Here is a 14318-nt window from a genome sequence, read left to right as displayed (position 1 = left end):
CGATTAAGGTATGCAACAATGCAAGACATTGTAGGCTACCTTAATCGCTGTTTATTTTTAATCAGTTATTTGTTATTTTCATCGTCAGAGCAAGTAAGAATTTGAAGTGCTTGAGGCAATACATCGATTTCAATAGGAGTTTCTAAATTAATTTCTCCATCGATATCAACTTTCATTGTAGGTTCCGTTGATAAAGTGATATGAGAGCCTGGAATATGATCGATACCTTGCGTAATTTCATTCCAAGTCATACTATCTCTTTTCTTAAAGACATCATTTAGGATGCTAAAGCTTTGTTTATCGAATATGAAGCTATTTACTTTCCCATCTTGAGGAGAAAGGTCTGTCAGTGGAATACGTCCGCCTCCAATATTAGGTCCATTGGCAATAACAAGCATAGAAGTATTACCAGTATGTTCTTCTCCATCCACCGTTAACTTAAAGTCAAAATGTTCGGGATTCATTAGTGTTTTAACTGTTGAACCAATATAGCTTAATTTGCCAAAGATATCTTTACGGCCTTCTTGAACATTTTCGGCATTTTGCACGATTAAGCCTAATCCAACAAAGTTTAGTACGTACGTGCCATTCACTTTCATGACATCATATGTTTCAAGATGAGCATCAACTAATTGTTCACTCGCTTTTTCATAATCAGCATCTAGATTTAATGTTTTAGTGAAGTCATTAAATGTGCCTCCAGGGATGATACCCATTGGAATATTAAGGTCATTAGCCATCACACCATTGACCAGTTCATTCACCGTGCCATCTCCACCTAATATAAATACAATATCTACATCATCGCTATAAGCATGTGTTTTAATTTGTTCGCAATATTTAATAATATCGCCTTCGTTTTCACTTAATTGAATAGATAAGTGTTTACAAAGTTTAGTTAGAGATTTCGTTACTGCTCCTAAACCTTCGTATATATCTTTTAGGCCACTATGTTCATGGTAGAATAGTACGCCATGATTAAATTTTTGAGTCATATAAATGCCTACTTTCGTCTTAAAACTTCAATTATATACTAATACCCTAATTATATATATGCTAATTACATCTTTTGAAAATGAAGAAAAGTAATTCATATATAAAAGAAGGTTGAAACACATCTCTTGTTTCAACCTCACGAATAACTAATTTAATTTTACTGCAATAAATTGAATTAATGAATACCTTTCATCGCTTTAGAAATCTTAGGTGTGAAGGCTAGAATAATAATTGTAATCACAATAGCTACAGTACCTAAGAAAATAAAGTAGTTTGTTTGACCTAAAGGTTTAATTAATTTAACTAATGTACCGTTAAGTGCTTGTGCTGATGCATTTGTTAATAACCAAATACTCATCATTTGAGCGTTAAACGCTTTAGGCGCTAATTTAACGGCAGCACTATTACCAGTAGGTGATAAGCATAGTTCGCCGACTACACATACAACATATGATAGAATAACCCAGTTTACTGAGAAGTGAGTATTACCATAGCTCATACCAATAACACCCATTAAGATGTATGAAGCACCGGCTAATAATGTACCAATACCAAATTTAACTGGTAGACTAGGTTGGCGTTTACCCATTTTCAACCAAATTGTTGAAATAACTGGTGCAAATAATAAGATGAAGAGTGGGTTAATTGATTGGAACCAAGCTTCACCGAATTTTGTTTTCCAGCCAAATAAGTTCATTTGCATATCAGAACGTTCTAAACCATATATGTTTAACACGTTAGATCCTTGTTCTTGAATTGCCCAGAACAACATACCTAAGATAAATAATGGAATGAACGCTTTAACACGAGAACGTTCTACATCTGTAACGTCTTTACTGCGAATCATTGTTGTGAAGTAGATGATTGGTAATGCAATACCAAGTACAAGTACTGTATTACTGATTAAATCGAATGTTAATGTTTGAGTAAAGTATGTAACTAATAATATGATGACGATAATTGCTACAACGATACCAACGATTAAGCCGTATTTTCTTTTTTCTTCTGCTGATAGTGGGTTAGTTGGTTTCATACCCACTGTACCTAAATTTTTTCTATTGAAAAGCATGTACCATACTAAACCTAGTGCCATACCAATGGCTGCAATTAAGAATCCAGCATGGAAGTTTTTGATATCAATAAAATGTTGAAGTACGATAGGTGAAATTAATGCACCTAAGTTAACTGACATATAGAAGATAACAAAACCTGCATCCATACGTGTGTCATTTTCAGGGTATAAACGACCAACAATATTTGAAATATTAGGTTTCATTAAACCTGAACCAATAATGATAAAGAACATTGAAGAGAATAAGCCAAACATTGCGAATGGTAAGCTTAAACAAATATGTCCAATGATAATTAATACAGCACCAATCAATGTGGCACCACGTGTTCCTGTAAGTCTATCCGCAATCCATGCCCCTGGAATCGAAGACATATAAATAAGCGCGCCGTAAACAGACATAATAGACATAGCAGTCGTTTGATCTATACCTAATCCGCCATCTTTAAGTGCGAAATACATGTAGAAAATAAGCATTGCACGCATGCCATAGTAACTAAATCTTTCCCAAAATTCTACAAAGAAAAGTACGCCTAATCCTCTAGGGTGACCGAAGAATCCTTTCTGAGGTATGCTTTGAACTGCTTGTTCATGGGAAGTGTTTGTTGCCATAAGTATCCCAATCCTTTCTTTCCCTTAATGACTAAAATTTTTCTAAATAATATATATAATATCGAATAGAATTTCTTAAAAAATAAAAATTTTTAGAATTTTCAGTCAATTAATTGATACTAAATAAAATATTAAGAATAAGTTTTCTCAACGTGAATAGTCTTATTCTTATAGAATTTTAAATGATATTAATAAAATACGCTTTAATTCACTAATAGGCAATAGTAAATTTAAAGAAAATGTCTCAAAAATAAAAAAATTCCACTAAATTGTCGAACAATTTAGTGGAAGATTTACAAAATTTAACGATTATCTACTTTTTCAGGATACATATCGTGATTCATTAAACGATGTTCCGCCATTTTTTCATATTTCGAATTTGGGCGACCATAGTTTGTATATGGATCGATTGAAATACCACCACGTGGAGTGAATTTGCCCCATACTTCAATATAGTGCGGATCCATTAATTCGATTAAATCATTCATAATAATATTCATACAATCTTCGTGGAAATCTCCGTGATTTCTGAAACTAAATAAATATAATTTTAATGATTTAGACTCTACCATTTTTACATTTGGAATATATGAAATATAAATCGTAGCAAAATCTGGTTGTCCTGTGATAGGACATAATGATGTGAATTCTGGACAATTGAATTTTACGAAGTAGTCACGTCCTTGATGTTTGTTATCAAATGTTTCAAGCACTTCTGGTGTATAGTCAAATTCATATTTATTATTTTGATTACCTAATAATGTAATGTCTTGTAATTCATCTTTTTGACGTCCTTTAGTCAAATGACTCACTCCTTAGTATTAGTTTGTTGCTCAGGTAAAACCTTTTGGCGACGCGCCTTTTCAAACATATAGTAGCTAGCACCGATAATAATGACATAACCAATAACAGCGTAAAAGTCTGGTGTTTCTCCAAAAAGAATAAAACCGAATAATGCTGTAAAGATAATGGAAGCATAAGTAAAAATTGAAATATCTTTTGCAGGAGCGAAACTATACGCTAATGTTATTCCGATTTGACCAACTGCTGCAGAAAGGCCAGCGCCTAAAAGGTAAACCATTTGTATAGTCGTCATAGGCTCAAACGTTGCAATTGAAAATGGAATTAATACAACTACTGAAAATAGTGAAAAATAAAACACAATAGTATATGGTGCTTCTCTAGTACTTAATGCTCGGACACAAGTGTATGCAGATGCTGCAAAAATACCTGAAAATAGGCCAGCTAGTGACGTAATCATTGTAGATGAAAATTCAGGTTTAACTATAAACAACATACCAAAAATAGCTACAATCATTGCGACAATTTGATACTTGCGAACCTTTTCATTTAGAAAAATTAAACTTAATAATATCGTCCAAAAAGGATTCAGTTTCATTAATGTATCTGCATCACTTAGCACCATGTGATCAATGGCAAAAATATTTAATAAAACGCCAATGAGTCCTAATGTTGAACGAGAAATTAGAAGAGGTTGACTACTTAGCTTACCGAACATTGGCTGTTTATATTTAAAAATAAAAAATAATGGAATAAACATTGCTACAAAATTTCTAGCTAAAGATTTTTGAAAGACTGGTAAATCTCCTGCCAGTCTAAAAAATACTGACATGAAACTAAAACCAACTGCAGAAATTAAAATAGCAATAATTCCTTTAACTTTTGGATTCAAGGTTTATCGCCTCATTTATTTAAAAATTAACGTATATATAGTAGCATAATTCTTTTAAAATTGCATAAGCACTTGCAAACGTTATAAGAGCATAATATAATGAAAACACGAACATATGTTCTTTTTGTAGAAATAAGATATCATTCTGCTCTAAATTTATATGTTTCATTCGTGTTTTTAGTTTTAATGATTGAGAATTTGTGAAGTATTGCGCAAAATTTGTTGTATACATTAAAATTTCATTCTCAAGAACGTTGATAACTCAATGTTTAAAATTATCGATAAAAAATCAAGCGAAAACCCTCAGAAAATGAAAATAAAAATTTTTACTGAATTTAAGTTGGTGTAATGCACTTTGAAACGTTTTCCCGAACTTTTGTCACTAAATCTTGGCTTTTAATTACTAATGCGATTCGGTATAATGAAACACAGAATATAGTATTGATTTTAGAAATCAAACACAACATGTTGTGTTTGAAGAAAATAAAAGCATTATATGAATTGTTCATTTTAATAGAAATATCACACTGTTTTATGTGCTTTTTCTTGAAAAATCATACTATAAATCCGTACGAGCGAAATAAAATCATTATAAAGATGATTGAGTTTAAACACAATATGTAGTGGTTAAACAATGAAAGTCAGATTTGACTACTAAATCATTAACTTAAAAGAAAAGTGGAACTCGTAAAATATATTTAGTTGTTGTTTACGATAAGTTTCTTATACATAATAAGAAATTTTGAGTTTATCAACTTAGTAATTTAAAATGGAAAGACTGAAAAGATTTATTTGCAGTCTGAAGTTTTCTTATTTATTTAAGAGAACTTCTTTTTAATTCATTATCTAGATTGACGAAAGAGGGTGTTCCAATGAAAGTAGTTTATTTCTCATTTTCTGGAAATGTACGACGATTTATTAAACGTAGTGAACTTACAGATGTAATGGAAATAACTAAAGAGAATTGTAAGGACAATATTGAAGAGCCTTATATTTTAGTTACTGGAACAATTGGATTTGGGGAAGTACCTCAAGAAGTACAGTCATTTTTAGAAGTAAATCATCACTATTTACGTGCAGTTGCTGCCAGTGGTAATCGTAATTGGGGACAGAACTTCGCCAAAGCAGGACGCACAATTTCGGAATCTTACGATGTACCTTTGTTAATGAAATTTGAAGTACAAGGCACAAATAAAGATGTTATTGAATTTAAAGATAAGGTGGGGCATTTCAATGAAAATTATGGACGAGAAAAAGTACAATCATATTGAGCTAAATAATGAAGTGACAAAACGTAAAGATAATGGTTTCTTTGATTTAGAAAAAGATCAAGAAGCATTAAAAGTATATTTAGAAGAAATTCACGATAAAACAATATACTTTGATAGTGAAATAGAGCGTTTGCATTATTTAGTAGACAATAATTTTTATTTTAATGTCTTTGAACAATATAGCGAAGAAGATTTAGTAGAAATTACTGAATTTGCTAAGTCGATTAATTTCGAATTTGCTAGTTACATGTCAGCAAGCAAATTCTATAAAGACTATGCACTTAAAACAAATGATAAATCTCAATACTTAGAAGATTATAATCAACACGTTGCTATTGTTGCCTTATATTTAGCTGCAGGCAACAAACAACAAGCTAAACAATTTATTTTAGCGATGATTGAACAACGCTATCAACCAGCTACACCTACTTTCTTAAATGCTGGACGTGCTCGTCGTGGTGAATTGGTTTCATGTTTCTTATTAGAAGTCGATGATAGTTTAAATTCAATTAACTTTATCGATTCAACTGCTAAACAATTAAGTAAGATTGGTGGCGGTGTAGCAATCAACTTATCTAAATTACGTGCACGTGGTGAAGCCATTAAAGGTATTAAAGGCGTTGCTAAAGGTGTATTACCAGTTGCTAAAGCATTAGAAGGTGGCTTTAGCTATGCCGACCAATTAGGCCAACGTCCTGGAGCAGGTGCAGTTTACTTAAACATCTTCCATTACGATGTGGAGGAATTCTTAGATACTAAAAAAGTAAATGCAGATGAAGATTTACGTTTATCTACAATTTCAACTGGCTTAATCGTACCATCTAAATTCTTTGATCTTGCTAAAGAAGGTAAAGAGTTCTATATGTTCGCACCACATACTGTAAAACAAGAATATGGTGTGACGCTTGATGATATTGATTTAGAGAAATATTACGATGAGATGGTAGCTAATCCTAATATCGTTAAAAAGAAAAAAGATGCGCGTGAAATGTTAAATATGATTGCTCAAACACAATTACAATCTGGTTATCCATATCTAATGTTTAAAGACAATGCTAATAAAGTGCATGCTAACTCAAACATCGGTCAAATTAAAATGAGTAATCTATGTACGGAAATCTTCCAATTACAAGAAACTTCAGTTATCAATGACTATGGTATTGAAGATGAAATTAAACGTGATATTTCATGTAACTTAGGTTCATTAAATATTGTAAACGTAATGGAAACAGGTAAATTTAGAGATTCTGTACACACAGGTATGGATGCTTTAACAGTAGTTAGTGATGAAGCGAATATCCAAAATGCACCAGGTGTAAGAAAAGCTAATAGTGAATTACATTCAGTTGGTTTAGGTGTAATGAATTTACATGGTTATTTAGCTAAAAATAAAATTGGTTATGAATCTGAAGAAGCAAAAGATTTCGCCAATGTTTTCTTTATGATGATGAATTATTATTCTATTGAGCGATCAATGGAAATCGCTAAAGAACGCGGAGAATCATACCAGGATTTTGATAAATCAGATTATGCGAGTGGTAAATATTTCGATTTCTACACTAAAGAAGATATCACGCCTCAATTTGAGAAAGTACAACGCTTGTTTGAAGATTTAGATATTCCTACTGCTTCAGACTGGAAAGCATTAAAAGAACAAGTACAACAATACGGTTTATATCATGCTTATAGACTTGCTATTGCACCAACACAAAGTATTTCATATGTGCAAAATGCTACAAGCTCTGTAATGCCAATCGTTGATCAAATTGAACGACGTACTTATGGTAATGCTGAAACATTTTATCCAATGCCATTCCTATCACCAGAAACAATGTGGTACTATAAATCAGCATTCAATACTGACCAAATGAAATTAATCGATTTAATCGCTACAATTCAAACACACGTAGACCAAGGAATTTCAACTATCTTATATGTTAATTCTGAAATTTCAACACGTGAATTATCTAGATTATATGTTTATGCACATCACAAAGGTCTTAAATCTCTATACTACACTCGTAATAAATTATTAAGTGTAGAAGAATGTACAAGTTGTGCAATTTAATCAACAGTTCAATAACTAGATATTGATTATATAGATAAAGAGGAGAAGGTATAAGTATCTCATGTTCTAGAAAATTTGTACCTTTTCCTCTTAAAAATGTAATTTAGCTATGTGATATAAAAGAGGAGGATTTATTAAATGAAGGCCGTCAATTGGAATACTCAAGAAGATATGACGAACATGTTTTGGCGTCAAAATATCTCACAAATGTGGGTGGAAACTGAATTTAAGGTATCAAAAGATATTGCGAGTTGGAAGACACTAACAGAAGATGAAAAGAATACATTTAAGCGTGCATTGGCAGGATTAACAGGTTTGGATACACATCAAGCAGATGATGGTATGCCATTAATCATGTTACATACAACAGATTTGCGTAAAAAAGCGGTATATTCATTCATGGCAATGATGGAACAAATTCACGCTAAAAGTTATTCACATATCTTTACAACGTTACTTCCATCTAGTGAAACAAACTATTTATTAGATACTTGGGTAATTGAAGAGCCTCATTTAAAATATAAATCTGACAAAATTATCGAGAATTATCATAAATTATGGGGCAAAGAAGCATCTATTTATGATCAATATATCGCAAGAGTTTCAAGTGTTTTCTTAGAAACATTTTTATTCTACTCTGGCTTCTATTATCCTTTATATCTTGCGGGACAGGGTAAAATGACTACTTCTGGTGAGATTATCAGAAAGATTTTATTAGATGAATCTATTCACGGTGTTTTCACTGGTCTAGATGCTCAAAGTTTACGAAATGAACTTTCTGAGAATGAAAAACAAAGAGCCGATAAAGAAATGTATAAACTGTTAGATGACTTATATAATAATGAAGTATCTTATACACATATGTTATATGATGATATCGGTTTAAGTGAAGATGTGCTTAACTATGTGCAATATAATGGGAATAAAGCTTTATCTAATCTCGGCTTTGATCCTTATTTTGAGGAAAAAGAATTTAACCCAATTATTGAAAATGCCTTAGATACATCTACTAAAAACCATGATTTCTTCTCAGTTAAAGGTGATGGCTACACATTAGCGTTAAATGTAGAAGCATTACAAGATGAGGATTTCATTTTTGATAATTAATAAGCATAATATGAAGCGATTTCGATTTTAATATATCGAAGTCGCTTTTTTAGTATAGGAAAACGTTATTAATAAAAATATTAGCGATTAAATAGAGTATGCTATAAAAGTTTTTGCGTAACAAATTAAAAATTAAGAAAAGCTATTGAAATTAATTCTCACTATCTTTAATATTAGTATTAATGATAATCATTATCATTCACATAATAATAAATGATTTTCTATACATATTTAGTAAGGGGAATAGCTAATGAAATTTTTATTTAAGGGATATATTTTACTTATTTTATTAGTGGTTTTAACTATTGTCTCCTTATTTGTAGGAGTGAGTCAGCTCTCTCTCACAGATATTTTCCATTTAAATGATGAACAAAAGAACATCTTGGTTTCAAGTCGAATTCCTCGAACAGTTAGTATCCTTCTTTCAGGAAGCTCACTTGCTTTAGCAGGTTTAATTATGCAACAGATGATGCAAAACAAATTTGTAAGTCCTACCACGGCTGGAACGATGGAATGGGCGAAATTAGGTATTTTAATTTCACTCATCTTTTTCCCAAGTGGTCATATTTTAATTAAATTGTTATTTGCAGTTGCTTTAAGTTTAATAGGAACATTTTTATTTGTTCGATTAATTAATTTTATTCGAGTTAAAGAAGTCATTTTTGTTCCACTTTTAGGTATTATGGTTGGCGGCATTGTATCAAGTTTTACTACATTTATAGCTTTAAGAACGAATGCATTACAAAGTATAGGAAACTGGCTAACTGGTAACTTTGCGATTATAACAAGTGGCCGTTATGAGGTTCTATATCTTACAGTGCCTTTACTTATTTTAGCTTTTATTTTTGCTAATCATTTTACTATTGCAGGTATGGGAAAAGACTTTAGTCATAATTTAGGGGTAAGTTATGAAAAAATCATTAATATCGCTTTATTTATTACCGCAACCTTAACAGCTTTAGTTGTAGTAACAGTAGGGACTTTACCATTTTTAGGGTTAATTGTACCAAATATTATCTTTATTTATAGAGGTGATCATTTGAAAAACGCATTGCCACATACGCTTATGTTAGGTGCGATTTTTGTTTTAATTGCTGATATCATCGGAAGATTGATTGTTTATCCTTATGAAATTAATATCGGTTTAACGATAGGTGTATTTGGCACAATTATTTTCCTAATCTTGCTAATGAAAGGTAGGAAAAATTATGCAAATTAGTTCTAACAAAAAAATAGTCATATTAACTGTTATAGCGATTTGTATGGCAATTTTTTACTTATTGGTAGGTTTAGATTTCGAAATATTTGAATATCAATTTCAAAGTCGGTTGAAAAAATTTATTTTAATTTTATTAGTTGGTGGAGCGATAGGAACATCAGTGGTTATCTTCCAAGCCATCACTACTAATAGATTGTTAACACCTTCCATTATGGGGCTTGATTCAGTATATCTATTTGTTAAAGTATTGCCAGTCTTTTTATTAAGTGAACAAGCCACTATTGTTACTAATGTTTATTTAAATTTTTTAATTACCTTGGTTGCGATGGTTTTATTTTCATTATTGTTATTTCAAGGAATATTTAAGCTCGGTAACTTTTCAGTTTATTTCATCTTATTAGTAGGTGTGATACTGGGAACGTTTTTCCGTAGTATCACGAGTTTTCTTCAACTCATAATGAATCCAGACTCTTTCCTCGCAGTTCAAAGTGCGATGTTTGCTAGTTTTGAAGCAGCCAATTCTAATTTGGTCGTAGTATCAGGAATTTTATTAATTATTTTAATTATCATTACTATTATACTTCGCCCATATTTAGACGTGCTTTTATTAGGTAAGGCGCAAGCAATTAATTTAGGTGTTTCTTATGATAAGATGACACGTATTTTACTCATTATGGTGGCTTTACTTGTATCTATCTCGACTGCATTAATAGGACCTGTAACATTCCTTGGTTTATTAACAGTTAATTTAGCACATGAATTTATGAAAACGTATGAACATAAATATATTTTACCAGCGACGATTTTATTTAGTTGGATTAGTTTATTTATAGCGCAATGGGTAGTTGAAAATCTGTTCGAAGCTACCTCAGAATTCAGTTTAATTGTGGACTTAGTCGGTGGTAGTTACTTTATTTACTTACTGGTTAAAAGGAGAAGTGCAAATTGATTCAAATTCAAAATCTCGATAAATCAATACAAAATAAGCCTATTTTAAAAGATATTAACGTTGATATTAAAAAAGGAAGACTTACTTCTTTAATAGGGCCTAATGGTGCTGGAAAGAGTACGTTATTGTCTGCAATCAGTCGTTTATTTGAGTATGAAAAAGGGACGATTACAATAGAAGACAAGTCTGTCTTAGATTATAAAAGTGACGATTTAGCCAAGAAGTTAAGTATTTTAAAACAAACAAATCATACTGAAATGAATATTACTGTTGAACAATTAGTTAATTTCGGTCGCTTTCCATATTCTAAAGGCCGAATGAAAAAAGAAGACTATGAAAAAGTTGAATATGCTTTAGATCTTTTACAACTTAAAGAAATCAGAGATAGAAACATAAAAACTTTATCAGGGGGACAACGTCAACGTGCTTATATTGCTATGACGATTGCACAGGATACAGATTATATCCTACTTGATGAACCGTTAAATAATTTAGATATGAAGCATTCGGTACAAATCATGCAAACACTACGCGCATTATGTCGCGAACTAGATAAGACAATTATTATAGTACTACATGATATTAACTTTGCGTCTTGCTACTCAGATGATATTATCGCGCTTAAAGATGGGGAAATTATTAAAGCAGATACTAAAGATAATGTTATTCAATCAGATATTCTAAAAGAATTATACGAAATGGATGTTCATATAGAAGAGATAAGAGGACAACGTATTTGTCTATATTATGATGAAGTAACATTCGATTCAATTTAATAAGTAAAGTTTAACCTCAATATTTAAAGGGGTGAAGCGATCGAAGACGTTAAATCAGAGAGAAGTCTATAGATAACTCAGCATTAAGGTTAAATTTTATGAAGGAGTCGTATTGTATAAATGAAAAAAACAGTCTTATTTTTATTATTATCATTAGTTTTAGTTTTATCTGCTTGTAGTAATGGATCAAAAAATAATGATTCCAATTCTAAGAGTGAGAATAATGACTCAAAAGAAACAGTAACAATCAAAAATAACTTTGAAGCAAGCGGTAAAGAAGAAGACGGTAGTGATGCGAAAAAAGTATCTAATACTGTTAAAGTTCCTAAAAATCCTAAAAACGCTGTCGTATTAGATTATGGCGCACTAGATGTATTAAAAGAGATGGGTGTAGCAGATAAAGTTAAAGGCTTACCTAAAGGTGAAAACAATCAGTCTTTACCTAAATTCTTAGATGAATTTAAAGATGATAAGTACATAAATACAGGTAATTTAAAAGAGGTTAATTTTGATAAAATTGCAGAGGCGAAACCTGAAGTTATCTTTATTTCTGGAAGAACAGCTAATCAAAAAAATCTAGATGAATTCAAAAAAGCTGCACCAAACGCTAAAATTGTCTATGTTGGTACAGAAGACAAAAATTTAGTTGACGATATGAAGAAAAATACAGAGAACTTAGGAAAAATCTATGATAAAGAAGATAAAGCAAAAGAAATTAACAAAGATTTAGATGAGAAAATCTCTGAGATGAAAGACAAAACTAAAGACTTTAATAAAAAAGTAATGTATTTATTAGTAAATGAAGGTGAATTATCTACTTACGGACCAAATGGACGTTTTGGTGATTTAGTATTTAATACATTAGGATTTAAACCAGCTGATAAAAATGTAAGCGATAGTCCACACGGTCAAAATGTTAATAATGAATATATCACTAAACAAAATCCAGATGTTATTTTAGCAATGGACCGTGGTTCAGTTGTTGGTGGCAAATCAACTACTAAACAAGTCTTAAAAAATAATGTCATTAAGAATGTGAACGCTATTAAAAATAATGAAGTATATGAATTAGATCCTAAATTATGGTACTTCGCTTCAGGTTCTTCAACAACAACTGTTAAACAAATTGAAGAATTAGAAAAAGTAGTGGATAAATAATACTAGTTAGAAGAGGCTTCGTCATTAAAGACGAAGCTTTTTTGTTATAGAAAACTTCAAAATAATATATTGCTAAACACTTTATAATAAAGTAATATATTATTAATGATATTGATAATCATTATCATTAATATACATCGAAGGGGTTTTACATCTATGAAGAAGTTGATTTTATTTATATTATTAAGTTTTGTCTTAGTATTAACAGCATGTGGCAAAGATTCTGATAGTAAGAATAACGAATCTAAAAATAATGATAGTAAACAAACAGTTAAAATAGAGAATAATTACAAAACGCGTGGAGAGAAAAAAGATGGTAGTGATGCTAAGGTAGTCAAAGAAACAGTGGAAGTACCTAAAAATCCTAAGCGTGCAATAGTTTTTGATTATGGCGCTGTTGATATTTTAAAAGCATTTGGTGTCCAAGACCAAATTAAAGGTTTACCTAAAGGTGAAAAAATTTCTACACTCCCTAATTTTCTAAGTGAATTTAAAGATGACAAATATATCAATACAGGTAACATGATTCAAATTAACTTTGATAAAGTCGCTAAAGCCAAACCTGATGTCATTTATATTTCTAATAGAACAGCTACCCAAAAAAATATTGATGAATTGAAAAAAGCTGTTCCTAATGCTGCTATCCTTTACGTTGGTTCAACTGAAAAAAATTATCTTGATGATATGAGAAGAGTAACAACTAACTTAGGTAAAATATATGGTAAAGAAGATAAAGCTAAAGCATTAAATGATGAGTTAGATAAAAAAATTGCAGATACAAAAGCTAGAGCCCAAAAAGCTGATAAGTCTACCATGTATCTATTAGTAAATGAAGGTGAATTATCTACATTTGGTCCTGGGGGACGTTTCGGTGATTTAGTATTTGATACGTTAGGTTTTAAACCTGCAGATAAACATGTTAAAGCGAGTCCGCATGGTCAAAATATTAGTAATGAATATATCACTAATAAAGATCCAGATATCATCTTAGCAATGGATAGAGGACAAGTAGTAAGTGGTAAATCATCTGCGAAACAAACACTGGCCAATAATGTTATTAAAGATGTAAAAGCGATTAAAGCTAGTAATGTTTTTGAATTAGATCCTAGATTATGGTACTTCAGTGCGGGATCAACATCTACAACTATAAAACAAATTGATGAATTAAATAAAGTATTAGATAAAGTAAAATAAAAAAAATTAAAGAGGCTGAGACAAAATAAAATGTCTCAGCCTTTACTAATATATTGGCAGTAGCTGACTGGTTTGAAAATGCGCTTCAATTAAGCTTTTTTCAAATCTAGTCATCCTTGCCGGGGAGCGGGGCCCCAGCACAGAGAATTTCATTAAGAAATTCCACTAATAAAGCAAGCTAGGGTTAGACGACGAAATTTATTTAA

12 protein-coding genes are annotated in these 14318 nt (G+C 31.0%); 8 read left to right on the top strand and 4 right to left on the bottom strand.

Annotated elements, in window-relative coordinates; all coding sequences use genetic code 11:
• Nucleotides 1–65: 65 nt before the first annotated feature.
• The 4 genes from LIX58_RS02015 to LIX58_RS02000 form a co-directional block, all read right to left on the bottom strand.
• Nucleotides 66–995, bottom strand: a complete 930-nt coding sequence (locus tag LIX58_RS02015) for a diacylglycerol/lipid kinase family protein (protein WP_126565085.1) — start codon at nucleotides 993–995, stop codon at nucleotides 66–68.
• A gap of 176 nt (nucleotides 996–1171) precedes the next feature.
• Nucleotides 1172–2677 (bottom strand): S-Cys-Gly-3M3SH uptake peptide MFS transporter, encoded by a 1506-nt coding sequence (locus LIX58_RS02010; RefSeq protein ID WP_226386028.1) that lies wholly within the window; start codon nucleotides 2675–2677, stop codon nucleotides 1172–1174.
• A 302-nt stretch (nucleotides 2678–2979) separates the two neighbouring features.
• Nucleotides 2980–3480 (bottom strand): preQ(1) synthase, encoded by a 501-nt coding sequence (gene queF, locus LIX58_RS02005; RefSeq protein WP_126565087.1) that lies wholly within the window; start codon nucleotides 3478–3480, stop codon nucleotides 2980–2982.
• Nucleotides 3481–3485: 5 nt separating this feature from the next.
• Nucleotides 3486–4370 (bottom strand): DMT family transporter, encoded by an 885-nt coding sequence (locus LIX58_RS02000; protein ID WP_126565088.1) that lies wholly within the window; start codon nucleotides 4368–4370, stop codon nucleotides 3486–3488.
• 872 nt (nucleotides 4371–5242) lie between these two features.
• On the opposite strand from LIX58_RS02000, the gene nrdI reads away from it, so the two are divergent.
• The 8 genes from nrdI (at nucleotide 5243) to LIX58_RS01960 (ending at nucleotide 14112) form a co-directional block, all read left to right on the top strand.
• Nucleotides 5243–5641: a class Ib ribonucleoside-diphosphate reductase assembly flavoprotein NrdI gene (gene nrdI, locus LIX58_RS01995; protein WP_126565089.1), complete on the top strand. Its 399-nt coding sequence runs from the start codon at nucleotides 5243–5245 to the stop codon at nucleotides 5639–5641.
• Complete coding sequence (gene nrdE, locus LIX58_RS01990) at nucleotides 5604–7709, top strand: class 1b ribonucleoside-diphosphate reductase subunit alpha (protein ID WP_126565090.1); 2106 nt, start codon at nucleotides 5604–5606, stop codon at nucleotides 7707–7709. Before nrdI ends, nrdE begins: the two co-directional genes overlap by 38 nt.
• Before the next feature lie 138 nt (nucleotides 7710–7847).
• Nucleotides 7848–8816 carry a class 1b ribonucleoside-diphosphate reductase subunit beta gene (nrdF, locus tag LIX58_RS01985; RefSeq protein ID WP_126565091.1) on the top strand — a complete coding sequence of 323 codons (969 nt, stop codon included), beginning with the start codon at nucleotides 7848–7850 and terminating at the stop codon, nucleotides 8814–8816.
• Nucleotides 8817–9066: 250 nt separating this feature from the next.
• Nucleotides 9067–10035: an ABC transporter permease gene (locus LIX58_RS01980; protein ID WP_226386027.1), complete on the top strand. Its 969-nt coding sequence runs from the start codon at nucleotides 9067–9069 to the stop codon at nucleotides 10033–10035.
• Nucleotides 10025–10984 (top strand): iron chelate uptake ABC transporter family permease subunit, encoded by a 960-nt coding sequence (locus LIX58_RS01975; protein WP_126565093.1) that lies wholly within the window; start codon nucleotides 10025–10027, stop codon nucleotides 10982–10984. Before LIX58_RS01980 ends, LIX58_RS01975 begins: the two co-directional genes overlap by 11 nt.
• Entirely contained in the window at nucleotides 10981–11760 is a 780-nt protein-coding gene (locus LIX58_RS01970; protein ID WP_126565094.1) for an ABC transporter ATP-binding protein, read from the top strand. The genes LIX58_RS01975 and LIX58_RS01970 overlap by 4 nt, the downstream gene beginning before the upstream one ends.
• 120 nt (nucleotides 11761–11880) lie before the next feature.
• The gene (locus tag LIX58_RS01965; protein WP_126565095.1) at nucleotides 11881–12918 is read left to right on the top strand and encodes a ferrated catecholamine ABC transporter substrate-binding lipoprotein SstD; all 1038 of its coding nucleotides are present in this window, start codon (nucleotides 11881–11883) and stop codon (nucleotides 12916–12918) included.
• A gap of 156 nt (nucleotides 12919–13074) precedes the next feature.
• Entirely contained in the window at nucleotides 13075–14112 is a 1038-nt protein-coding gene (locus LIX58_RS01960; protein ID WP_154836495.1) for a ferrated catecholamine ABC transporter substrate-binding lipoprotein SstD, read from the top strand.
• Nucleotides 14113–14318 lie beyond the last annotated feature (206 nt).

The organism is Staphylococcus sp. Marseille-Q1834 (genome assembly GCF_916858875.1).
In the GTDB taxonomy this organism is placed as follows: Bacteria; Bacillota; Bacilli; order Staphylococcales; family Staphylococcaceae; genus Staphylococcus; species Staphylococcus pragensis.
The sequence above is the reverse complement of the archived record's forward strand: the minus strand, read 5'-3'. Positions and strand labels throughout refer to the sequence as shown.

Excerpts from the sequence above, each read along its gene's own strand:
- LIX58_RS02015 (WP_126565085.1), bottom strand. The coding sequence starts at position 995 with ATGACTCAAAAATTTAATCATGGCGTACTATTCTACCATGAACATAGT.
- LIX58_RS02010 (WP_226386028.1), bottom strand. The coding sequence starts at position 2,677 with ATGGCAACAAACACTTCCCATGAACAAGCAGTTCAAAGCATACCTCAG.
- nrdI (WP_126565089.1), top strand. The coding sequence starts at position 5,243 with ATGAAAGTAGTTTATTTCTCATTTTCTGGAAATGTACGACGATTTATT.
- nrdE (WP_126565090.1), top strand. The coding sequence starts at position 5,604 with ATGAAAATTATGGACGAGAAAAAGTACAATCATATTGAGCTAAATAAT.
- nrdF (WP_126565091.1), top strand. The coding sequence starts at position 7,848 with ATGAAGGCCGTCAATTGGAATACTCAAGAAGATATGACGAACATGTTT.
- LIX58_RS01980 (WP_226386027.1), top strand. The coding sequence starts at position 9,067 with ATGAAATTTTTATTTAAGGGATATATTTTACTTATTTTATTAGTGGTT.
- LIX58_RS01975 (WP_126565093.1), top strand. The coding sequence starts at position 10,025 with ATGCAAATTAGTTCTAACAAAAAAATAGTCATATTAACTGTTATAGCG.
- LIX58_RS01965 (WP_126565095.1), top strand. The coding sequence starts at position 11,881 with ATGAAAAAAACAGTCTTATTTTTATTATTATCATTAGTTTTAGTTTTA.
- LIX58_RS01960 (WP_154836495.1), top strand. The coding sequence starts at position 13,075 with ATGAAGAAGTTGATTTTATTTATATTATTAAGTTTTGTCTTAGTATTA.